Genomic DNA, 21,197 nt, shown 5'->3' on the forward strand with positions numbered 1-21,197 from the left:
TTTTGAGCGCATGTCCGCATTTGCCGAGGCCACCGTCCTGATCACCCACGAAGTGGGCCTGCACGCGCGCCCTTCGGTGAAGTTCACCAAGCTCGCCAAGAGCTTTGCCGCCGAAGTGGAAATCGCGCTTGCCGCCAATGGCCCGTGGTTCGACGCCAAGAGCATCGTCAAGGTGATGGCGACCAGGGCGCCGAAAGGCACCATGCTGCATATCAGGGCCCGCGGCGAAGCCGCCACTGAGGCGGTCGGCGCGCTGGCCGAACTGGTGCGGCGCGATTTCGACGAGGGTGCGGGCCATGCCCGAACCGCTTAGGCTGCAAGGCATTTCGGCTTCGGCCGGCTATGCCGAAGGGCCGCTGTTCAATCTCGACCGCGGCCTTGCGCGCTACACGGGCAAGGCGACAGCCGGAGAGGAGAAGGCTGCACTGAAAGCAGCACTCGCCAGCGCGACGGACCGGCTCACCACCCTGATCGAAACCGCCGACGATGAGGCGGCCGGCATTCTCGAATTCCAGCTTGCCATGTTGGAGGACGAGGCGCTGACCGGACCGGCCTTCGCCGCGATCCCGTCCGGCATGCCGGCCGACACGGCTTGGCGGCAGGCGTTGGACGCCGAGATTGCCGGCTATGAAACGTCAGACCAGGACTATTTCCGGGCGCGCGCCGCCGACATGCGCGATATCCGCGACCGCGTGCTGCGCGCCCTGACCGAGGAGCAGGAGAGCACCGCACCAGCGGGCGCCATTCTCTATGGCGAAGACATCGCGCCGACGCGCTTTCTCGAGACCGACTGGAGTGCCGGCGGCGGCATCGCGCTGAGGGCCGGCAGCACCGCCAGCCATGTCGCCATGTTGGCGCGCTCGCGCGGCGTGCCTATGGTGGTGGGGCTTGGCTCTTCGCCGGCAAATCCCGATGGCTTGGCCCTGCTCGATGCCGAGCATGGCGGCATCGTATTGGCGCCGTCCAAGGCCGAGATCGAAGCTTTCCGTCGGTCCTCATCCTCTTTTTTGGCGCGACGCGACAAGGCCGAAGCCTATCTGGCAAAACCGGCGGTAACCCGGGCCGGCACGACGGTGCGTGTGCAGGTCAACATTGCCGATCCGTCCGAGGTCGATGGCATCGACATTTCGACCTGCGACGGCATCGGGCTGATGCGGACCGAATTCCTGTTCGGCAAGGCGCCGCCGGACGAGGAGACGCAATACCGCTGTTATCGCAAGGTGCTGGAATGGGCCGGCGACAAGCCGGTGACCATCCGCACCGTCGATGCCGGCGGCGACAAGCCGGTGCCGGGCTTCACGGTCGAGGAGAGCAACCCGTTCCTCGGCCTGCGCGGCATCAGGCTGTCGCTGGCAAGGCCGGATGTGTTTCGCGTGCAGATCCGGGCGTTGCTGCGCGCCGCTGTCCACGGCAATCTGAAGGTGATGTTTCCAATGATCGCCGTCACGGAGGAGTACCAACGTGCCGCCACTTTGTTCGCGGAGGAGCAGGGTGGGCTCATCGCGCGTGGCGTCGCGCACAAAATGCCACCGCTCGGCATCATGGTCGAGGTGCCGTCCGTGGCGATCGCGCCGGAGGCGTTTGCCGATGTCGCGTTCTTCTCAATCGGCTCCAACGATCTGACCCAGTATGTGATGGCCGCCGCCCGCGACAACGCTGCGGTGGCGCATCTCAATTCGGTGCGGCATCCAGCTGTGCTGCGGCTGATCGCTGCGGTGACCTCGTTCGGCTTGCGCGCCAAAATCCCGGTCAGCCTGTGCGGCGATGCCGGCGGCGATCCGGCCTCAATACCGGCGCTGCTCGAAGCCGGCCTGCGCGATCTCTCGGTGGCCCCTGCTCAACTCGCCATGGCCAAGGCGGCCATCTCAGATGTTTCGGTCTAGGCGTGGCTGAGATGGTCGACAAGACACCAGAACCCGGCTCCGAAGAGGCGATCCGCGCCTACAAGACGATCCTGTCGCAGGTCATCGACCAGCGCCCGTCGGGCATGCGCCAGCGCCTCGCCGATGCGCTGGGCAAGCACCGCAGCTTCGTGACGCAAATCTCCAGCCCGGCCTATTCGACGCCGATCCCGTCAAAACATTTGCCGGCTATTTTTTCGGTTTGCCATTTCAGCCCGGCCGAGCGCGATCATTTTCTGGCTGCCTACCATCTGGCGCATCCGGGAAAGCTGTCGGTGGCCTCAGGCATGCGCAAGACCCGGCATGTGTCGCTGATCGTACCGGATTTCGGCGACGACAAGCAGAACGCGGCGCTCGACAGGGCGGTCAATGATTTCATCCAGAAGATTACCAGCATCACCGGCAAAAGCGGGGGCTGAGCGTTTCCTGCGTTCGGGAGGACACATGAAGAAATTTCTGAATTCCGTCGACACGGTGCTGACCGAAAGCCTCGATGGCTTCGTTGCAGCCCATGCCGACATCCTGATGCTGGGTGACGAGCACAAATTCATCCGCCGCAAGGTGCTGAAGCCGGGGAAGGTAGCGCTGATCTCGGGCGGCGGCTCGGGCCATGAGCCGCTGCACGCGGGCTTTGTCGGCCACGGCATGCTGGACGCCGCCTGCCCCGGCCAGGTGTTCACCTCGCCGACGCCGGACCAGATGCTGGCGGCGGCCGCAGCCGTCGATGCCGGCGCCGGCTGCCTGTTCATAGTCAAGAACTATGAGGGCGATGTGATGAATTTCGACATGGCGGCCGAGATGGCCGACGGCATCCTGCAACTGGTGACCAATGACGACGTCGCGGTCGAGAACTCGGCCTACACGACCGGCCGGCGCGGCGTCGCCGGCACGCTGGTGGTTGAGAAGATCGTCGGCGCCGCCGCCGAGCAAGGCATGGCGCTGGCGGATCTCAAGGCGCTCGGCGATCGCGTCAACGCTGCGACGCGTTCAATGGGAGTGGCGCTGACCAGTTGCACCGTTCCTGCGGCCGGCAGGCCGACTTTCGACATTGGCGATGGCGAGATGGAATTCGGCGTCGGCATCCATGGCGAGCCCGGCCGGCGTCGCGACACGTTGAAAAGCGCCGATGCCATTGCCGGGGAAATCTGCGCCGCGATCCTGGGCGATCTCGGCGACAAGGCAAAGGGCACCGCCCTGCTGTTCATCAACGGCTTTGGCGGCACACCGCTGATGGAGCTCTATCTGATGTACAACAGCGCCCGCAACATCTTCGAAAAACAGGGCGTGACGGTGACCCGCTCGTTGGTTGGGTCTTATGTGACGTCGCTCGACATGGCCGGCTGCTCGATCACGCTGACCATGCTGGATGATGAGGCAACGTCGTTGTGGGACGCGCCCGTACATACAGCGGCGCTGCGTTGGGGATTATAGGCGAAGGCCTGTCAGCCGGTGGGACCTGTCGGGCCGGGGGCACCGGGGGCGCTGGACAGGCTACCCGCTGCGACGCTCGATTGCTTGCTCGCCTTGCGCAACACCGGCTTCTCGTATTGTTTCCTGTTCATCGCAATTACCCTTTGGCAAGTCTCGGAAGAACAAGAGTGGGACAAAGTCCCTGGCGAGACCTGTCACCCCGGATTATCTGCAACCTTCGTCCGGCTTCAGAAGCCTTTTACGCCTTAAACAGCCGCCCTTGACGGTCCACCGGCCACCAGGCTGGACAATTTCCCCGCCTTGCGCAGGACGGGCGCCTGATATTTTTTCTTGGTCATTCCAAACCCTCCAAATTCAACGCAAAAAAGAATGGGCGGAAGCCGCTGGGAAAGTCAATTCACCAGCCGGTTTCAACACCCTACGCTGGCTTCCTGTATGCATTTCTGCAACATACGCTCTTCCCGGGGGCGAACGTCTGAATTGATGCTGCCATCTCTTGCGCCTGCCGATGAAAAACTGCTGCTGAGCTTCGCCGACCCGGAGGCGCCGGCTGCCATTGGCATTGATGTTGCTGCCGAAAGCTTACTGGCGCTGCTCGCCAACGCCGAGTTCCACGGCGTGCTGCCGATCATGCTGCGCAAACTCGGGGAAATCAGTGCCCAACTGTCGGCGGAAGCCGCCTTGCAGCAGAAATTGTCAGAACTGCGCGACCAGTCGACCTTGGCGACCGGCCAGTCGATGCTGCTGCAGTATCATGGCGATCGCATCATGAAGGCACTGGCGGCGAAAGGCGTTCCGGCCCGGATCGTCAAGGGGCCGGTCTTCGCACGCAAACTTTACCGCCACGCAGCTGACCGGCCCTACACCGACATCGACATCCTGGTCGACCCGGCCAACATCGCCGAGGCCAACACGGCGATTGCCGGGTGCGGCTTCGATCTTTGGAGCGGCGAGGCGCAGTCGCAGGATCTGCAGGAGTTCAAATGGCTGGAGAAAAAGAATACCAGCCTGCTGATCGAACTGCACGGCAATTTGGTGCATGATTCCGGTATGCGGCGGCGGCTGTCGCTGGGCTTTCGCGAATTGCAGACCATCGACGGCGGCGAGGCCGACACGCCGGCCGCGCTGCTGACCATCGCCATCGTGCATGCCGCGGGCGGTCATAAATTCCACCGGCTGCAGCTTTGCGTCGACGTGTTGCAAGGTGTACGCGCGCTGCGGTCATCCGTTGACGAGGACCAGCTGTTCGAGGCGGCGCGCATGAGCGGCATCGAGCTCGAACTGGCGACGGTCCTCAATGTGACGGGGCGGCTGTTTAATGCACCGCGCGCGATCGAACTGGCTGGCCGGATCAAGCCCGACCTCTCGATACGTTTGGCCAAGTGGCTCATCAACGGCGATACGTTGCTCGGGGTCAATTCCAGGGACAAGATGCATTCGCGTCTGCGCCGCGACGCTTTTCGTTGGATTCAGCGGCTTGCCAGGCCAAAGTCGCATTTTGCCTGAATAATGCTTTAGTCCACCGCCGAGCGGATCAGCGGGGCCGCCTCGGCCGGGCTCGCGCCGACTTCCAGCGTAAAGGTCGGAACGGCTTTGACCAGCGTCGCGATCGTTGCCATGCGGCGCTTCTGCGCCGGCAAAAGGCCAGTCATGCCCGTCCTGACATTGTCGGTGGCAAGCGCCACCATGGCGTCTGCCCTGGTCATGGGGACGAGCCGGGTCTGCGCATCCGCCGAGCGGGCGAGATGAAGCAATGCCGCAACCGGCCTGTCGCCTGTCTCCTCGATGCGGATAATCTCGGCGAGGCGTTCCAGCGAGACCGCCTGCTCGCCATTGGCGTCCCATTTGTCGCCAAGGCAGGGAACCACGAAAGGCAGCATTGCCGCGGTGTTGCGATGGACCTTCACCTTGCGCGGCAAGCCCCAGGCCGTGATGCCGCCGTCGACCAAAACCTTGAGGATCATGGCGTCGTCAGAGCAAAGGCCGAAGCCCTGCGAGGCCAGCGCCAGCGAAGTCGTCGACTTGCCGGTGCCGCTCGGCGCATGGATCAGCACGAGCGCCTTGCGGCCGGGCAAAGTCAGGCCGGCGGTGTGGAGCATGTGCTGGCCGCCCGCATCGAGCGCGGCATCCAGCACCATCATCAGCAACGTCCATTTGACCTTGGCGTCAGGATGAACGCGGATTTCGGCCCAGCCCTCATCGGCATTGATCGAGGCGGTCTGCAGACCGGGAAAGATCAGGTGAACGATGTCGCCGCCGTCGATCAGCCGGCAATGGCCGTCCTCCGGCACATCGCCGTCGAAAGCAAGTTTGCCGGCAGGCGATTCCTGCAACTGCGACGTCTCGACAATGTCGATGTGAAAACCTGTTACAACGGGTTCGCTCACACGCAACGTGCCCAGCATGAGGTCGAAGCTCGGCCACAGATCGGCCCGTGAGGCCGATATGCTGATGACCTGGCCCTTGAGGTCATAGCAGAAAGTGGCCACCGAACCGGTCAAGCAGCGCGCGCCTTTCCGGCATCGGCGTGATGGCGGTAGATCTGCACCATGCCGGGCAGGCTGTCGCTGACCACTGGCCGGCCGTCGAGGCAGACCCAGCAATGGGCCGACATGCGCGGCGCCTGCATCGACTTCGGATCGACACCGAAGCGCAGATCCGGATCGAAGCCGGCAAAGCGCAGGAAGCGGTGAGCCAGCAGGCCTTCCCTGAGGCATCTGCGATCGCGCATCAGCCACGGGTGCCGGACGGTGCGGTTGACGGCAGCCACGATGTAGGCGGACGACAGTCCGCGATAGGGGGCAGGCGCGCTGAGCGGCGCCCATTTCAACACCGATTCGAAGTTGCGGCGGCCGATCAGAACCGGCATCAGCCGCGCGCTCGTCCACAAGTGGACACGAAACAGGGTGCGCAGGAGAACGCCGTCCGCCATCAGAGAGCCGGGTCGGCGAGAATGCCTTCGCTCACCAGTTCGGCGGCCAGCGCCGCCATGTCCTGGTCGAGCGTATCCTTGTCGACCTCGAACTCGTCGGAAAGCAGGACGACGATCTGGTCGAGGCTGCGGGCGCCGTCGACCTTGTCGAGAAAGGCTTCTGTCGTTCCGTTGCAGGTGTAGAGCTGGCCGCTGCGCGCCAAAAGCACGACAGCGCCGTCGCCGACATGCTGGACCGAGGCGTCATCCGCCAGCCGCAGAACCATTTCAGACGCGATTTGGGCCATGGAGCCCTCCAGACCATTTTGCTGGAGAGCAGATAGCGCGGCAATGCGGCGCTGTCTATTGCGCGGATGAGAGGCCGAACAGGCCGGTCCAAACGATCTGTGGCAATCCGGCAACGCCACCATCCCGATGACAAGTGCGACCACCCATGGTGGAGACGTCCATTCCTGAATTGTGGTAATTTCCACATCATTCGAGGTCTGAGAGAAGGTTACCCGCCCCCAGAAATAGTCGGTGATCGCGCCTGAAAATCACTGCCGCAAACCGTCAAGCCGGCTATCGGACAGGGTCAAGGTCTTGCTTTTCTTACCTTAAGTAAGCTATGGAGTCGCCGGGATTTGGGAGAGCATTGAGTATGCGTTACAATTGGGAGCGGGCGCCGACGGCGTTCGAACGCCATCGAAAGGCGTTGGCAGCGGCCATATTGATTGCAGGTGGCGTCGGCCTGATGCTGGCGGCCTTGCCGCTTTAAGCTGACATCTGGCACGAACGCGCTGTTTCAGGGCGCATGACCGTTTGCTGGCTGCCGCAAGGCAGACTGTGGCTCAGAGCGTTTTACCGAAACGTTTGACCCGCTCTATCTCTGTTTTGACGCAATTCCCAACAGAAAGCGCTACGCGCTTTCCCTGGAAAACCGTTTCACACCTTTCCTGGAATTGCTCAGCGTGCCTGCCCGGTCACGGCGATGAAACGGCGATCGCGTCCCTCAAAACCCTGGCTGAAACGCTGCACCAGCACAGCCAATATGGCCGGTTTGCCGGGTGGGGTGTATTTGTAGGATTCCGACAGGCTGTAGGCGGTCGGGCAGTTGCGCGAACCGGGCACAGCCTTCTCCTCGTGCACATGGCATTTGGGGGAAGACATGGCCGGGAAAACCCGCATAGGCTATGCAAGGTAGGAGTTTCCCCGAGGAGGAATGAATGGCGTCACGCTACCACGAGGTCTATGCCGGCTGGAAACGCGACCCGGAACAGTTCTGGGCCGATGCCGCCGAGGCGATCGACTGGTATTCGCCGTGGACCAGCGTGTTCGATGCCAAGGCAGGCGTTTACGGGCGCTGGTTCAACGGCGCAACCTGCAACACCTGCTTCAACGCTCTCGACCGGCATGTCGCCGGCGGCCGCGCCGACCAGATCGCGCTGATCCATGACAGCGCCATCACCGGCACGGTCAAGAAATTCACCTATGCCGAACTGAAGCGCGAGGTGGTGGCGCTGACGTCGGTGCTGAAGAACCGCGGCATCGTCAAAGGCGATCGCGTGATCATCTACATGCCGATGGTGGCCGAAGCGGCCATCGCCATGCTGGCCTGCGCCCGCATCGGGGCGGTGCATTCGGTGGTGTTCGGCGGCTTTGCCTCGCACGAGCTTGCCACACGCATCGATGACGCCAAGCCCAAGCTGATTATTTCGGCGTCCTGCGGCCTGGAGCCGGGACGCGTGGTTGCCTACAAGCCGTTGCTCGACAAGGCGATCGAGATGTCCCGCCACAAGCCGGATGCGTGCCTGATCCTGCAGCGTGACCAGCTGCGCTGCGAACTCAAGGACCATTACGACATCGACTTTGCCGATGCGGTTGCGCGCGAGCGCGCGGCGGGAGCCAATGTCGACTGTGTGCAGGTGCTCGCCACCGATCCGCTCTACATCATCTACACCTCCGGCACGACCGGCCAGCCGAAGGGCATCGTGCGGGACAATGGCGGCCACATGGTCGCGCTCAAATGGACGATGGAAAACGAGTTCGGCGTCAAGCCGGGTGAGGTGTTCTGGGCGGCATCCGATGTCGGCTGGGTGGTCGGCCATTCCTACATCGTCTACGGGCCGTTGCTGCATGGCGCGACCAGCGTGCTGTTCGAGGGCAAGCCGATCGGCACGCCCGACGCCGGCACATATTGGCGAGTAATTGCCGAGCATGGGGTCGTCGCGCTGTTCACCGCGCCGACCGCCTTCCGCGCCATCAAGGGGCAGGACCCGAAGGGCGAATTCGTGCCGAAATACGATTTGTCCAAATTCCGAACCTTGTTTCTCGCTGGCGAACGCGCCGACCCCGAAACCATCAAATGGGCGGAGCAGAAACTCAACGTGCCGGTGGTCGACCATTGGTGGCAGACCGAGACCGGCTCACCGATGACCATCAACCCGGCGGGCCTTGGCCTGCTGCCGGTGAAATACGGCTCGCCCGGCGTGCCGATGCCGGGCTACGACATCCGCGTGCTCGACGATGCCGGCCATGAAGTGCCGCGCGGCACACTCGGCAATGTGGTGGTGAAACTGCCGCTACCGGCCGGCTGCCTGCCGACACTGTGGAACGCCGACGCCCGCTTCCGGCAGGCTTATCTCGAGGAGTTCCCCGGCTTCTACAAGACGGCCGACGCCGGCATGATCGACGAGGACGGCTATCTCTATGTCATGGCCCGCACCGACGACATCATCAATGTCGCCGGCCACCGGCTGTCGACCGGCGCCATGGAAGAGGTGCTTTCAGCGCATCCCGATGTCGCCGAATGCGCCGTCATCGGCATCGCCGACGCCATGAAGGGCCAGATACCGGTCGGCTTCGTCGTGCTCAATGCCGGCGTCGCCCGCGATGCCGGCACTATCGAAAGCGAGGTGGTGGGGCTGGTGCGCGAACGGATTGGCCCGGTCGCCGCCTTCAAGACCGTGGTGACGATCAAGCGCCTGCCCAAGACTCGCTCCGGCAAGATCCTGCGCGGCACCATGCAGAAGATCGCCGACAAGGAAGAGTGGACGATGCCGGCGACCATCGACGATCCCGTCATCCTCGACGAGATCACCGCGGCGCTCAAAGGACGTGGCATCGGGGTCTGACCGCCTGGCGTTGCCGGAGGCCGAGCCGGCACAGAGGCGTGGCGGCTGGGGCTGTTGAGGCCGAGCCGCGCATCCGGCTGCTGCTCGACCACGCCGTATTCCCCTACCGTCTCAGGCTGCTTGACGATCAGGTCCTGAGGCCGGCGGCGAAAGCAGTTGGTCGCCGTTATGGAATTTCCAACGCCTGCCATGTATCCACGGTTCTGCGGCGCGCCACGAGGGTGCGCCCTTGGAAACGAAACCCGATTTTCGGCAGGCATCGAGCCCAAGTGGCCTTGTTTCAGCGATCCAGACCCCCTCGGCCGGCGCCACGCGAGCGCCTGGAAATGGATATGGACGACACCGTCGTCTACGCGATCGGCGACGTGCATGGCTGCTACAAGGAATTGCTGTCGCTGGAAGCGAAGATCGCGCTCGACGGGCTGCAATTTCGCGGGCGCAAGATCATCGTCATGCTTGGCGACTATATCGATCGCGGGCCGCAATCGGCACGCGTGCTCGATCATCTGCTGGCACCGCCGCCGAAAGGGTTTTTGCGCGTCTGCCTGGCGGGAAACCACGAAGTCGCGATGCTGAACTATCTCGACGGCTATCTGTCGCGGGAGCGCTGGCTGGCGGTCGGCGGCCGCGAGACGCTGTTTTCCTACGGCGTCGATCCGGCCCGGCTTGCCAGCCTCTATGCGTCAAGCGACGAGGTCGACCAGCGTGTGAGAGAGGTCATCCCGACCGATCATATCGACTTCCTGCGCAGCCTGCCGGTGTTGCTCTGTTCGGACAAATTCGTCTTCGTCCATGCCGGCATCAGGCCGGGCATCGACCTCGTGGCGCAGGACGAGCGGGATCTGCTCAACATTCGCGACGAGTTCTTCGACGCCGCCCATCTGCTCGACCGCTTTGTGGTGCACGGGCACACGCCGGTCGACCCCCCCAGGCTCGATGGGCGAAGGCTCGGGATCGACACCGGCGCCTTTCAGAGCGGCCGGCTGACAGCCGTCAGGATTGCCGACAAATTCGGCAAGCTGATCTTTTCCTGAGGGCAGAGCCTGTCCAGAAAAAGGCAGGGCGGGGAAAACCGTTTCACACTTTTCCTGGATTGCTCTTGCTTCAGGCGGCCGTCTTGGCGCGCAGATCCGACTTTTCGAGATAATAGGTCGAATAGCGGTCGAAGAATTTCTCCGAGCCGCCGAGCGAACCGTATTTCGCCAGCTTCTTCAGGTCGACCTTGTTGAGCACGGCGCCGACGACCTTGCTGGCGATGTAAGGCTCCTGCTCCAGCAGCGAGCGCACCATGGCACGCGGCGTGCGGCCCCATTCGGTCACCAGCACGAAGCCGTCGGCCAGCGGCGCGAAGGCCTTGGCGTCGACCACGGGGCCGAGCGGCGGCAGGTCGACGACGATGTACTCGAACGTCTCCTTGGCGTTGTCGATGAAGCGCCGCATGCCGACCGACGAAAGCAGTTCGCTGGTGTGCGAGAATTGGCCGCGCAGTACGGCCGGGATGATCGCCAGCTTGGTCTGGCGGTCCACCTTGCCGACCGACTGCCACGTCTGGCCGTTGACCACGGCCTCCATCAGCCCTTGCTCGGCCTCCATGCCGAGGTTGCGGCTGAGGCCCGGATTGCGCAAATCGGCGTCGATCAAAAGGGTCTTCGAACCGTTGGCGGCAAGCAATCCGGCCAGATTGGCGGCAACCGTCGACTTGCCCTCGCCGGGCAGGACCGAGATCACGCCGATGACCCGGCTGCCTTGCCCTTCCATGACGACGTCGAAGGCTATCTTGGCGTTGCGCAGTGTTTCGGAGAACATCGATGCCGGCGCGTCGACGCTGACCCGCATGCGCGCCCGCTTTTCGGCCGCCGACAAGGTGTTGGTGCTCTTAGCATCCGCGGGCCCGTCGTCAGCATCCTTGCTCAGCCTGCCGCCGATCGTCGGCAGATAGCCGAGGAATTTGAGGCCGACGCGATCGCGAACGTCCTCACCGGTCCTGAAGAACCGCTCGTTGAACTCGTTCAGGCCGCCAAAGCCGGCGCCGAGCAGCACGCCAAGCACCAGCGCAAGTGCCAGCACCCTGGAGCTGCGCGGGCTCGAGGCCGAAAGCGGTGCTGATGCATCCGAAATGATGCGGACCTTGCCGACCGGGAAGGACTGCTGCTGCGAGGCTTCCTCATAGCGTCCGAGGAAAGTCTGGTAGAGCGTGGTCAGCGCCTGCGCCTGCTGCTCGAGCTCGCGCAGCTTGACCTGCGACTGGTTGTCGACGGAGCTCTTGCCGGCCGCGTCGGCGATCTTCTGCCTCAGCGATGTCTCGCGCGACAAAGCGACTTCATATTCGTTGCGGTAGCTTTCGGTCAGCTGCTTCAACTCGCCGAAAATCTGGGTCGACAGATCGGCCTTCTCCTTGGCCAGCGCCACCGCTTGCGGATGCTCGGCGCCGAAATTGGCCGTCACATCCTGCAGCCGCTTGGTAACTGTGAGATAGCGGGTCTTGAGGGTTGCGATGACGGAACTCGCCGGCTGGTCGCTCGATATTGCGGAATCATTGAAGGCGTTGTCGGAACCGCTTTCGACGATGGTCTTGTACTGCTGATAGCGGGCGCTGGCGCGCGCCGTATCGGCCTGTGCGACGATCAGCTGGGCGGTAAGGTCGGCGATCTGCTTGTCGCTGATCAGCTGGCCGTCGCTGTTGGCGGCCAGTCCATGTTCAGAGCGGAATTTTTCGGCCGCCAGAGCGGCCGCCTGCGAGTTCTGGCGAAGCTCGGTCAGCCGGCCTTGCAGCCAGACCGCCGCGCGTTCGGTGGCGTCGAAGCTGGCGTTGAGCTGGTCGGCGAGATAGGCGTCCGCATAGGCCTTGGTGATGGCGGTGGCGAGCGCCGGATTCGACGACTGGTAACCGATGGCTATCACATAGCTGCGGCCGGTGCGCTGTGCCAGCACCTCGCTCTGCAGCTTCAGCACCGCATAGTCATGGCGCGCCGTCAGCATCATCGCCTGGCGTGTCGCTTCATCGACATTTTCCATGCCGGGAATCTGGTCGGCGGAACTCGAGCGGAAATAGCCGACCACGCCGCGCACGAAGCCGATGCCCTTGGCAAGGGCCGATTGCGGCGGGTTCATGAACTCTGCGTTCTGGTCAAGCTTCAGCTTGTCGACCACCACTGAGGCCAGACGCGCCGAGTTGATGATTTCGATCTGGCTGAGAAGGGCGGCGTCAGTCTGCATGGTGACGGATGCAGCCGAGATATCGTCGACGACCTTGTTGAGGCCTTCGTCGATCAGCACGCTGGCAACCGACGTATATTGCTTGGGCGTGGTCTGCAGATAGAGCACGCCCATGAACAGGCCGATGATGGCGCAGACCGCCACCACCTTGACCTGGCGCGCCGCCATGCCAAGCAGGCGCTCGACGTCGATGAAGTCTTCACCCTTTTCCTGATCGGTGTTGGGCAACGGCATCCTCTTGTCGAGAGGAAAGCTGGCATAATTCATCTTCGGTCCAATTCTAGGTTACAGGCTCCGGAGCGAGACGGGGTCAGGGCCCATCTCTTCCGAAGCTGCGGAGATCGGGGGCAAAGCGGGCAACGCAAACTTCATGCCATCTGGCGTGAAGCCTGAGCGGCCAAGCGCGCAGGCATGGGCTGCGCCATCGTCCAAACGCATATGCCCTCGAAAGATGGGCATTATGCGGCCACTTCCTGACGCTCGTGCGACCGCACGAACGCCTGCAGCATTTCCAGCACAGGCCCCTTCATGTCGTCGCGCGCCAGCGCGAAGGCGATGGTGGCCTCGATGAAGCCTTCCTTGGAGCCGCAGTCGAACATGCGGCCGTTGAAAGGCTGGGCATAGAACGACTGGCTTTTCGCCAGGCGGACCATGGCGTCGGTAAGCTGGATTTCGTTGCCTGCGCCGCGCTGCTGGTTGCCGAGCAGCGAGAAGATTTCGGGCTGCAGGATGTAGCGGCCGTTGATGTAATAGTTCGACGGCGCGTTGGCCGGCGCCGGCTTTTCCACCATCGCCGTCACCTCGAAGCCGTTGCCGACCTCAGCACCCCGGCCGACGATACCGTATTTACTGGTCTCAGACGGCTCGCAGCGCTCGACGGCGATGACGTTGCCGCCGGTCTGCCGGTAGAGATCCATGGTTTCGGCGAGGCAGCCGCGGCCGCCGAACGACACCATGTCGGGCAGCAGCAGGGCAAACGGCTCGTCGCCGATGACTTCGCGCGCGCACCACACGGCATGGCCGAGGCCGTGCGGTGACTGCTGGCGGATGAAGCTGGTGGCGCCGGCCACAGGCAGCATGCTTTCGAGCGCCTCGAGCTGGGTCTTCTTGCCGGTCTGCTCAAGCGTTCCGATCAGTTCAGGATGCAGGTCGAAATAGTCCTCGATGACAGCCTTGTTGCGGCCGGTGACGAACACGATGTGCTCGATGCCGGCTTCGAAGGCCTCGTCCACCGCATATTGGACGACAGGCCGGTCGACCACGGGCAGCATTTCCTTGGGCATCGATTTGGTCGCCGGCAGGAACCGTGTTCCAAGCCCCGCCACCGGGATGACTGCCTTCCTAACTTTCTGCATCTGGTATTCCTTCTGAGAGAAAAGATTTCTATCTATCGCCGGCTATAAAAACGCCCTGGCATGCTTCATCTCCCCGTCCCCACGGCAAACTGTGCCGCAACCCTTCTGAGCCGGACGGCAATCGGCATCGACATATGCCCGACAGCCGCCGGGTCACTTAGCGCGGTGCGTATCGCCTTCAACGGCGAACGCGCCTTTATGTGCTGGACCAGCGACAGGAACGATGCCGCCTTGCGCAGGCTGCGAGCGCGCCTGGCGAAGGCGGCCGCGGCAGCCGCGTCCATCGAATTCGTCTCGGCGAAGACCGCATCGGCCTTGCGCATCGCCTCGACATGGCGAAGCTCGAGCACACGCGAGATCGAGCCTGTACGGATGTGATAGATATAGCCGGTCGTCGGCTCGACCACGCATTTGCCGCCCTTGGCCAGCGCGTTGGCGAGCAGAATGTAATCCTCGCCGATGCTCAGATTTTCATCATAGCGGAGCCCGTTTTCGGTCAGGAAGCGGCGCTGGAAGATCGGCTTGAGATAGCCAAGATTGAACGTGGATTCGAAGATGATGTTGCCGGCGATGTAGTCGGCGAGCGTGATTTCACGCAGGCCTTCCAGATATTCGGCAGGGAACATCGTCGCTTCCGCAACGCCGTCCTCGCGCACCACCTGGAGGTTGTCGACGGCGATCACTGCACCTGCTTTCTCGGCACGCGCAATCATCGCGGCGAGCCGGCCGGGAAGGACCGCATCGTCGGAATCGAGCACAGCGACCCAGCGGCCGGAAGCCAGATCGAGCCCGGCATTCCTGGCGCCGCCCGGTCCGCGGTTTGTGGGCAGTGCGACGACGCGGACGAGGTCCTGCGGGTAGGCTCGTGCGACGTCGAGCGTGTTGTCGCGCGACTGGTCGTCGACGACGATGATCTCGACGCTCACATCGCGCTGGGCGATGGCGCTTGCGATGGCCCGGTCGAGCGTGGCCGCCGCATTGTAGGCGGCGATGACAAAGGAGACGTCAGGCAGCACGCTTGCCTCCTTGCTGTGGTGAAGGCAGGCCGTACTGGCGGATCTCGCTGATGCCGACCAGGCCGCTGACGACACCAACATGCATGATGCCGCGCAGCACGCTGCGGTTGCGGCGGACCGGGCTGATCGCCGTCAGTGCCGCCATGCCGAAGCAGTAGGCAGCCTTGGCCGAGGCAAGGCCGACATCCTTCGCACGCCCGACAACACCGACATTTTGGCCGATGAGGTGGCCATGCGTCTGGCCGAACCGGAAGCGGCGACGGCGCAGCCAGTCGAACGCGGCTCGCGAACGCGGGACCACTTCCTCGACCCAGGCATCCGGTGCGAAAGCGATGCGGCCGCCGGCTTTGACCATCGACGCGAAGAACTCGGTGTCCTCGCCGCCGCTTTGGCCGCGCGCAAGGCTGAAACGCCGGTCACGCAGGCTGTCGGCGCTCATCCTCAAAAGGACGTTGCAAGTGTAGCCGGTGCGGATTTCGCCCCGCACCCAAACCGGCAAGGTCGAATGGAAATCGCCCTTGCGCATCCAGTCCGGCGCATCCGGCTGGTAGAGCGCCCGCACCGGACCGAGCACGGCCTCGGCGCCGCTTGTCTCCGCTGCAGCAATCAGTTCGGCCAGCCATTGCGGGGAGGCTGTCTCATCGTCGTCGATGAAGGCGGCAAAATCCGCCGTGCTGGCGTCAAGGCAGGCATTGCGGGCCACCGAGATGTTGCGCGCCGGTGCGTGCCGATAGCGAACCAGCAGCTTCAATTCCCGCGCCAGTTCGGTCACCAGCGCCTCGGCGGTCGGCTCGTCGTCATTGTCGGCGACGATGACGCCGATGCCGAAGCCGGCGGGCATGGCAAGAGCCGCGAGCGAGCGCAGCGTGTCGGCCAGTTCCGGCCGTCGGAATGTGCAGACGCAAATGTCGATGCGGCGATCCCTGGAGGCCATGCTCATCAGGCCACCTTGCGCTGCGATCGCGCGCCCAGCAGTTGCAGCCAGAAGCCGACTGACCAGGCGAAATGCATGACCATCGCCGAAATGCCGGCCAGCACATTGTTTGGATTGCGCTGGGCAATCGCGGTCCACACGCCATAACCCAGACAGACCGAGGCCCAGACCAGCAGTGGCACCGCCGCCAGCCAGTGGATGAAGGAAAAGGCCGAGAGAAGAACGACCGGCGCCACCAGCAGCGGGATCATCTGCCGGACTTTCGGGATCATGCGGTGCTTGAGCACATTTTTGGCGCGGCCGCGGCCATAGCCGAGATACTGGAAATAGAGGCCTTTCAGCGAGGAGCGCGGATAGTACACCATCTGCGTCTTGCCGCTCATCCAGATGCGGTAACCCGCCTGGCGCAGCCGGTAGTCGAGTTCGGCATCTTCATTGTGACTGAAGGTCTCGTCATAGCCGCCGACAGCGGTGAAGGCCGAAATCCGGATCAGCGCGTGATGACCATGGTCGACCCATTCGCCGGCGGACAGGTGCCTGTGCTTGGAGCCACCGGTGCCAAGCTTGGAATTCTGCGCCGCCGCCACCGCTTTCTGCACCGCGCCGCTGCCGCTGGTCAGCATCGAGACGACGACCGAATCGGCTGATGTGGCCAGCGCCTCCTCGACCAGCCGGTCGCAATAATCGGCGGGATAGCCGCCATGGGCGTCGATGCGGATGAGATATTCGGCGCCGGCGCCGAAGCTGGCGACGGCGAGGTTAATCGCCGCGCTCTGGATGCGCTTGGGGTTGTGCAGAAGAACGACCTGAGAATCCTTGGCCGCAAACGCCTCGACGATGGCCAAAGTGCCGTCCGTGCTGCCGCCATCGGCAACGACGATGCGGGCGCCGAGCCTTGCAGCGGCTGGCTCCAACTGCTCAAGCAATGCACCGATATGCGCCGCCTCGTTGAGGCACGGGATAATGATCAGGCCTGGCGGCAGCGCTCCGGTTTGCGTCATCGGCGCCTTTCCATGCTCTGCATTTTTGTCATTGCCAGCCATCTCTAGGCCAGCGCCTCGGTGACGAAGGAGCCGGGTGAAACCGCCAGACCGCGCAGCCGGTCGACAAAGGCGCAGCAGTCGCTGCGGTCGTAGCTCCAGGTTCGTGGATTGCGGGCCAGCACGCGCGCCTTGGCTTTGCCGAAACGCTCCTGGTCCATGCGGCCAAGCGCGGTTTCCAGCGTCTCGGGCGTGGCGTCGGAGAGCAGGACGCCGATGTCCTGCTGGTAGAGGAAGCGCCCGGTCTCGGTATTGCCCATCGAGATCGGCACGGCACCGAAGCGGCAACCCTCATAAAGACGGTTGGGCAGCAGCCATTCCGAATTCTGCCCTTCCTCGAAGAAGTCGATGGCCCAGGAGAAATGCACTTCGCCGTAGATCGCCGGCATGTCCTCCGGGTTGCGGTAGGGGCCACGGAAGGAAAGATAGGGCTCGGCTTCGACAAAAGCGTGGAAATCGGGGAATTCAGAGAGTGCCGGACGGCCCCGCAGGACGACCTCGAAGCGCCCGCTCTGACGGCGCGTGAAATCGGCCAGCAGCTCGAGCGAGCGGCGGCAGCGCAGCGCGCCGAACCAGCCGATGCGCCATGGGGGTGCGACGGGGTTTTCGGCTTTCAAGCCATGGTCCGTGGAGACCGGCGCGGTTTCGAAGTATTTGTTTTCGACCAATTCCACCGGGGCCGCGACTTGCCCGAACGGCTTGAAATAATTGGCGATGAAGGCCGGCGACGAGGTCACCAGAAGCTTCACGTCGCGGGCGAGATAGCGTTCGGCGGTGCGCAGCGCCTTGCCCAGCATGTCGTCGCGTAGCACCAGGCGGTGGATGTCGAGGCATTCGTAGACAATCGGCACGCCGCCGCGAAAGGCAGCCTTTGCACGCCTGGCCAGCGCCAGCATTTCCAGATTACGCGCGATGATGAGATCGGGCTTCGGCATGCCTGAAAGCTTCGCGCCGATCGACAGCGCCGCCTTGGCGACCGCCGCCAGGCGCTGGCCGAATCGGCCGTCACGCGTCGCACCGAGGTCGATCGGCTGTAGCCCTTCGACGTCGGGAACAGCATTTGTGGTCCGACGGAAGCCGGCCAATGTGACCCGCGCGCCGCCTGCCCTGAGCATTATGATCCGCCGGCGCACGGCCGGGTCGGAAACGTCGTGCACAAGGTACAAGACATGCAGCATGAAAACTCGACCGCTGTTGGCCCACCCACGAGAATGCTAGCCCAGCTTTTGCTGCATCGCAACATTTTTGGTGCGGCGTAGCAAAGATTGGCCACCTCTACCGCGCCGCACAAATATATCGACGGAAGTCGGTAGCGCGCAAAAAGTGGCTGCATAGGTGAGCCGCATAAATGGTACGGCATGCGGAGCCGGCAGTTTCGGGCAATTTTGCTCCGTGCGCGGCAAATTCGCGATCCCGATCACGCCGACCATCAAAACCCGATGCCTGTGATCGTGGTTAACCAACTGCTAATATTGTGTTGCACCGCAACAAAAAATGATGTTGAATTCACCCTAGGGAAGTTGGGCTTTGAATTGGCTAGGGGATCCGCGCTGCATTCTGGTGCAGTGCGGGATGATGAGTGCATGGCAGCTCAGCTGCACTTTTAGAATAGCTTGCGAAGACCCCTGATGCCAACTGTTTGAAGACGGGTGGGTGCTGTATGGGCAAGTCTCTTCGTATTGCCGTCTATGACGACAAGTATCCGACCAGTTTCGCTACGCCGCGAGCGTCCCGACATACGATCCTGCGACAGCGATTTCTGCCGTTCAACCTGGTCTCGTCGAAGCTGGAAGGTGTGACGCTGATCGAACCTGCTCTGTCCGTTGACTTGGTGCATGCGTTCAACCGGATACCTGTCAATTCCTCGAAGTACATCATGTCATTCGAATCCCATTTGCCGCGGCAGTTCGCGCTTCGCAAACGCGGGCTTATGGCGCGTTACCTGGTCTCGCGGATCACGAACCCCGGCTGCCGCCGCATTATCGCCTTATCGCATTTCGCCCGCAGATGTTTTCTGGCCCAGCATGCCGGAAATCCGCAGCTAGACCTCCTGACGGCAAAGCTGATGGTTCGTCACCCGAACATCGTCGTGCCCGCGGTTGAGGATGCGATGTCCCAAGACACTGCAGCGGAGCTGGTACTGACATTCGTCGGTGCCCATTTCGGCCGGAAGGGCGGATGTGTTGCGGTCAAAATCGCGGAAAAGGCGTTGGAGCAGAATTTGCCAATCCGGGTGAACATCGTTTCCAGTCTCCAGGTTGGCGGCCCCATATGGACAGACCCGACAGTTCCAGGGTTCTTCGACCCCTATCTCAAGCTGCTCGGACTGAAGAATGTGCAACATCACGGGGTGCTGCCAAACCAGGCAGTGCGAAAATTGCTGCGCAATTCGCATTTCGGCATCCTCGCCACGTTCGGCGATACGTTTGGGTACTCGGCACTGGAATCGATGTCCGAGCACACTCCGGTTCTTGGGACGGGGGTCTGCGCTCTGCCGGAATTCCTCGAGGACGGCGTCAACGGGATTTCATTGCCAGTGAAGCTGAACAAGGTCGGTGATTGGTGGAACCCGGGATACGACTTCCGCGGCGACGCGAATTTTGCCCAATACTTCCGCGATGAAGTCGAGCGCCTTGCCTGCCTGGCCATTGACCGGTTGAAGACCTATATCGGCCACCCCGAACTGATGGCCCCGCTGCGGCGCCAAGCCCGCAGGACGGCGGAAGCCATGTTTGCGGCCGAACTCGCAGGCGCATTTCTCGATGCGCTTTACGATCGTGTTGCGCTGGAGCGCGCGACGGATCCGGCGCAACTCGATCCGGCTCTTGACGTTTCCTCTCCCCAATCCTTGCCGGCTGAATCCTTGCTATCCGTATCATCGCCGTTTGTGCCGAATCAAAATACACCGGAGCAATCCCACCGCATCCCGAACGCCTCCGCGGCTTGAGCACCCGGGCACCGCTCCGAAAGCAGCGACCGCGGTTCCTTTGCTGTTGCGCATTGGCCCGCCGATCGGAAGGGCGCGGTTTATTCCCGGACGGTGCGCAAAGGAGAGCGCATTTGCTGCTTCGCAACATTTTTGGTGCAGTGCGGCGAAAAATTGCCATATCCTTGGTGCACGGCTCAACCATCAAAGGTGGCGCGTAAGCTGCTAAACGTCGAAGGAGCCGCATCAAACGGCCCGCTTGAAGTCATCGCCGAAAGGTAAAAGGCGCCAACGGAGGCCATGCATGAATTGCACGCGCAGAAAACTTCTGGTGCTTCTGGCTGCCTCCACGGCAGTGCAATCGGTTGCTGGACTGGCGCTGGCGGAAAGCGTCGTGGCAGGAGCCGGGGACGCTGCCCTCGACAAGCTTCCCGACTGGTCGGCGGTCAAGCTCCAGCTCTGGAAATACACCAATCCCTTCGTGCCGTCGCAATGGAGCGAGCCCAAGCTCGGAGGCTATGACTGGAAGGCCGCGAACGTCAAAATCGTCGATGGCGCACTCCAGCTTAGTGTCAGCGAGAAAGCGTCGGCGCAGCTGATATCCGGCGGCAAATCCGATTTTTCATCGGCAAAGTGGGAAGTGGACGTCACGCTCCCAACGATGAAGCCTGGGTTGATCGCAGCGCCGCTTTGGACATTCAACGACAAAGCCCACGAGGAAATCGACTTTGAGATCGTCGGCACGAAAGGGTTGCAGCTCACCGTCTGGGCGGACGTCGACAACCAGCACAAGAGCGTTTGGGTAAAATGGATCCTGCTTGGGGATTTGTCGGGCAAGCGATACCGCCTTGGCATAGAGTATGAGGCCGGAAAACGCGTTACTTTCTTCATCGACGGGAAGGAAGCTGCTGTGGTTACGCCGGCTGATACCACTGGCGGCGCCTTTCCGAACCAGCCCATGAAGCCATATTTCGACCTTTGGGTTGCGGCAGGCGCTGTCATGGACACTCGCTGGGCCGGCAAATGGGAGCCAATGGCTGCTTCGGACAGATTGGTCATGACACTGCACGGTTACAGGCGAAGCGATATCGGCCCGTGAAGGCAAAAAAAACGGCAGCGAAAGCTGCTGATGTCCCGTGTCGAGCAGATGGTTGGGTCGTGCTAGTGCGACTTGATGCTGCATCGCAACATTTTTGGTGCGGCGTAGCAGTAAGTGCACGTTTTTTGTTGCAGTGCAAAATTGATGCGCTAATCTCCGCCTTGCTTGAGTGCCGCTCGGGCCGTGCGTTGGCCACCAGCCCGGTGCAACGCCCTAAATCGTGACGCGGACCGC

19 protein-coding genes are annotated in these 21,197 nt (G+C 62.6%); 9 read left to right on the forward strand and 10 right to left on the reverse strand.

Translation table 11 applies throughout. The features are described 5' to 3' along the window. The first annotated feature begins 10 nt into the window (after nucleotides 1-10). From ACWTU9_RS01830 to ACWTU9_RS01850, 5 genes are all read left to right on the forward strand, one after another. Nucleotides 11-313: an HPr family phosphocarrier protein gene (locus ACWTU9_RS01830; protein WP_454575834.1), complete on the forward strand. Its 303-nt coding sequence runs from the start codon at nucleotides 11-13 to the stop codon at nucleotides 311-313. Further along, complete coding sequence (gene ptsP, locus ACWTU9_RS01835) at nucleotides 297-1,883, forward strand: phosphoenolpyruvate--protein phosphotransferase (protein ID WP_455856827.1); 1,587 nt, start codon at nucleotides 297-299, stop codon at nucleotides 1,881-1,883. Before ACWTU9_RS01830 ends, ptsP begins: the two co-directional genes overlap by 17 nt. A gap of 11 nt (nucleotides 1,884-1,894) precedes the next feature. Beyond that, complete coding sequence (locus tag ACWTU9_RS01840; protein WP_454587638.1) at nucleotides 1,895-2,320, forward strand: hypothetical protein; 426 nt, start codon at nucleotides 1,895-1,897, stop codon at nucleotides 2,318-2,320. Nucleotides 2,321-2,345: 25 nt separating this feature from the next. After that, nucleotides 2,346-3,332 carry a dihydroxyacetone kinase subunit DhaK gene (gene dhaK / locus ACWTU9_RS01845; protein WP_455856828.1) on the forward strand — a complete coding sequence of 329 codons (987 nt, stop codon included), beginning with the start codon at nucleotides 2,346-2,348 and terminating at the stop codon, nucleotides 3,330-3,332. Between the two features lie 483 nt (nucleotides 3,333-3,815). Next, nucleotides 3,816-4,838, forward strand: coding sequence for a nucleotidyltransferase family protein (locus tag ACWTU9_RS01850; protein WP_455856829.1), 1,023 nt, complete (start codon nucleotides 3,816-3,818; stop codon nucleotides 4,836-4,838). 8 nt (nucleotides 4,839-4,846) lie between these two features. Here ACWTU9_RS01850 and ACWTU9_RS01855 read toward each other — a convergent pair whose 3' ends face one another. The 4 genes from ACWTU9_RS01855 to ACWTU9_RS01870 form a co-directional block, all read right to left on the reverse strand. Continuing rightward, complete coding sequence (locus tag ACWTU9_RS01855) at nucleotides 4,847-5,833, reverse strand: serine kinase (protein ID WP_455856830.1); 987 nt, start codon at nucleotides 5,831-5,833, stop codon at nucleotides 4,847-4,849. Next, on the reverse strand, nucleotides 5,830-6,264 hold the full coding sequence (locus tag ACWTU9_RS01860) for a lasso peptide biosynthesis B2 protein (RefSeq protein WP_455856831.1): 435 nt from the start codon (nucleotides 6,262-6,264) through the stop codon (nucleotides 5,830-5,832). Before ACWTU9_RS01860 ends, ACWTU9_RS01855 begins: the two co-directional genes overlap by 4 nt. Then, nucleotides 6,264-6,551 (reverse strand): PqqD family protein, encoded by a 288-nt coding sequence (locus tag ACWTU9_RS01865; protein WP_454575842.1) that lies wholly within the window; start codon nucleotides 6,549-6,551, stop codon nucleotides 6,264-6,266. The genes ACWTU9_RS01860 and ACWTU9_RS01865 overlap by 1 nt, the downstream gene beginning before the upstream one ends. Nucleotides 6,552-7,209: 658 nt before the next feature. After that, nucleotides 7,210-7,431, reverse strand: coding sequence for a DUF2259 domain-containing protein (locus tag ACWTU9_RS01870; RefSeq protein ID WP_455856832.1), 222 nt, complete (start codon nucleotides 7,429-7,431; stop codon nucleotides 7,210-7,212). Between the two features lie 38 nt (nucleotides 7,432-7,469). On the opposite strand from ACWTU9_RS01870, the gene ACWTU9_RS01875 reads away from it, so the two are divergent. Together ACWTU9_RS01875 and ACWTU9_RS01880 are read left to right on the forward strand one after the other, a co-directional pair. Further along, entirely contained in the window at nucleotides 7,470-9,377 is a 1,908-nt protein-coding gene (locus ACWTU9_RS01875) for a propionyl-CoA synthetase (protein WP_455856833.1), read from the forward strand. 326 nt (nucleotides 9,378-9,703) lie between these two features. After that, on the forward strand, nucleotides 9,704-10,411 hold the full coding sequence (locus tag ACWTU9_RS01880) for a metallophosphoesterase family protein (RefSeq protein WP_455856834.1): 708 nt from the start codon (nucleotides 9,704-9,706) through the stop codon (nucleotides 10,409-10,411). A 70-nt stretch (nucleotides 10,412-10,481) separates the two neighbouring features. On the opposite strand, the gene ACWTU9_RS01885 is transcribed toward ACWTU9_RS01880, so the two are convergent. The 6 genes from ACWTU9_RS01885 to ACWTU9_RS01910 form a co-directional block, all read right to left on the reverse strand. Beyond that, nucleotides 10,482-12,860, reverse strand: coding sequence for a polysaccharide biosynthesis tyrosine autokinase (locus ACWTU9_RS01885; RefSeq protein WP_455856835.1), 2,379 nt, complete (start codon nucleotides 12,858-12,860; stop codon nucleotides 10,482-10,484). Between the two features lie 191 nt (nucleotides 12,861-13,051). Beyond that, nucleotides 13,052-13,948 (reverse strand): UTP--glucose-1-phosphate uridylyltransferase GalU, encoded by an 897-nt coding sequence (gene galU, locus ACWTU9_RS01890; protein WP_454575847.1) that lies wholly within the window; start codon nucleotides 13,946-13,948, stop codon nucleotides 13,052-13,054. A 65-nt stretch (nucleotides 13,949-14,013) separates the two neighbouring features. Next, on the reverse strand, nucleotides 14,014-14,964 hold the full coding sequence (locus ACWTU9_RS01895) for a glycosyltransferase family 2 protein (RefSeq protein WP_455856836.1): 951 nt from the start codon (nucleotides 14,962-14,964) through the stop codon (nucleotides 14,014-14,016). Further along, nucleotides 14,954-15,904, reverse strand: coding sequence for a glycosyltransferase (locus tag ACWTU9_RS01900; protein ID WP_455856837.1), 951 nt, complete (start codon nucleotides 15,902-15,904; stop codon nucleotides 14,954-14,956). The genes ACWTU9_RS01895 and ACWTU9_RS01900 overlap by 11 nt, the downstream gene beginning before the upstream one ends. Continuing rightward, entirely contained in the window at nucleotides 15,904-16,899 is a 996-nt protein-coding gene (locus ACWTU9_RS01905) for a glycosyltransferase family 2 protein (RefSeq protein ID WP_455856838.1), read from the reverse strand. The genes ACWTU9_RS01900 and ACWTU9_RS01905 overlap by 1 nt, the downstream gene beginning before the upstream one ends. 44 nt (nucleotides 16,900-16,943) lie before the next feature. Then, nucleotides 16,944-18,116, reverse strand: a complete 1,173-nt coding sequence (locus ACWTU9_RS01910; RefSeq protein ID WP_455856839.1) for a glycosyltransferase — start codon at nucleotides 18,114-18,116, stop codon at nucleotides 16,944-16,946. A 482-nt stretch (nucleotides 18,117-18,598) separates the two neighbouring features. Between ACWTU9_RS01910 and ACWTU9_RS01915 the strand changes: the two genes are divergently transcribed. Both ACWTU9_RS01915 and ACWTU9_RS01920 read left to right on the forward strand, forming a co-directional pair. Then, nucleotides 18,599-19,885: a glycosyltransferase family 4 protein gene (locus ACWTU9_RS01915; protein ID WP_455856840.1), complete on the forward strand. Its 1,287-nt coding sequence runs from the start codon at nucleotides 18,599-18,601 to the stop codon at nucleotides 19,883-19,885. A 310-nt stretch (nucleotides 19,886-20,195) separates the two neighbouring features. Next, a complete protein-coding gene (locus ACWTU9_RS01920; protein ID WP_455856841.1) occupies nucleotides 20,196-20,963 on the forward strand; it encodes a family 16 glycosylhydrolase in 768 nt (255 codons plus the stop codon). The last annotated feature ends 234 nt before the right edge of the window (nucleotides 20,964-21,197 follow it).

This window comes from Mesorhizobium sp. 128a, from assembly GCF_053848025.1.

Excerpts from the sequence above, each read along its gene's own strand:
- ACWTU9_RS01880 (WP_455856834.1), top strand. The coding sequence starts at position 9,704 with ATGGATATGGACGACACCGTCGTCTACGCGATCGGCGACGTGCATGGC.
- ACWTU9_RS01860 (WP_455856831.1), bottom strand. The coding sequence starts at position 6,264 with ATGGCGGACGGCGTTCTCCTGCGCACCCTGTTTCGTGTCCACTTGTGG.
- dhaK (WP_455856828.1), top strand. The coding sequence starts at position 2,346 with ATGAAGAAATTTCTGAATTCCGTCGACACGGTGCTGACCGAAAGCCTC.
- ACWTU9_RS01850 (WP_455856829.1), top strand. The coding sequence starts at position 3,816 with ATGCTGCCATCTCTTGCGCCTGCCGATGAAAAACTGCTGCTGAGCTTC.
- ACWTU9_RS01830 (WP_454575834.1), top strand. The coding sequence starts at position 11 with ATGTCCGCATTTGCCGAGGCCACCGTCCTGATCACCCACGAAGTGGGC.
- ACWTU9_RS01915 (WP_455856840.1), top strand. The coding sequence starts at position 18,599 with ATGGGCAAGTCTCTTCGTATTGCCGTCTATGACGACAAGTATCCGACC.
- ACWTU9_RS01900 (WP_455856837.1), bottom strand. The coding sequence starts at position 15,904 with ATGAGCATGGCCTCCAGGGATCGCCGCATCGACATTTGCGTCTGCACA.
- galU (WP_454575847.1), bottom strand. The coding sequence starts at position 13,948 with ATGCAGAAAGTTAGGAAGGCAGTCATCCCGGTGGCGGGGCTTGGAACA.
- ACWTU9_RS01905 (WP_455856838.1), bottom strand. The coding sequence starts at position 16,899 with ATGACGCAAACCGGAGCGCTGCCGCCAGGCCTGATCATTATCCCGTGC.
- ACWTU9_RS01875 (WP_455856833.1), top strand. The coding sequence starts at position 7,470 with ATGGCGTCACGCTACCACGAGGTCTATGCCGGCTGGAAACGCGACCCG.
- ACWTU9_RS01840 (WP_454587638.1), top strand. The coding sequence starts at position 1,895 with ATGGTCGACAAGACACCAGAACCCGGCTCCGAAGAGGCGATCCGCGCC.
- ptsP (WP_455856827.1), top strand. The coding sequence starts at position 297 with ATGCCCGAACCGCTTAGGCTGCAAGGCATTTCGGCTTCGGCCGGCTAT.
- ACWTU9_RS01870 (WP_455856832.1), bottom strand. The coding sequence starts at position 7,431 with ATGCGGGTTTTCCCGGCCATGTCTTCCCCCAAATGCCATGTGCACGAG.
- ACWTU9_RS01885 (WP_455856835.1), bottom strand. The coding sequence starts at position 12,860 with ATGAATTATGCCAGCTTTCCTCTCGACAAGAGGATGCCGTTGCCCAAC.
- ACWTU9_RS01910 (WP_455856839.1), bottom strand. The coding sequence starts at position 18,116 with ATGCTGCATGTCTTGTACCTTGTGCACGACGTTTCCGACCCGGCCGTG.
- ACWTU9_RS01865 (WP_454575842.1), bottom strand. The coding sequence starts at position 6,551 with ATGGCCCAAATCGCGTCTGAAATGGTTCTGCGGCTGGCGGATGACGCC.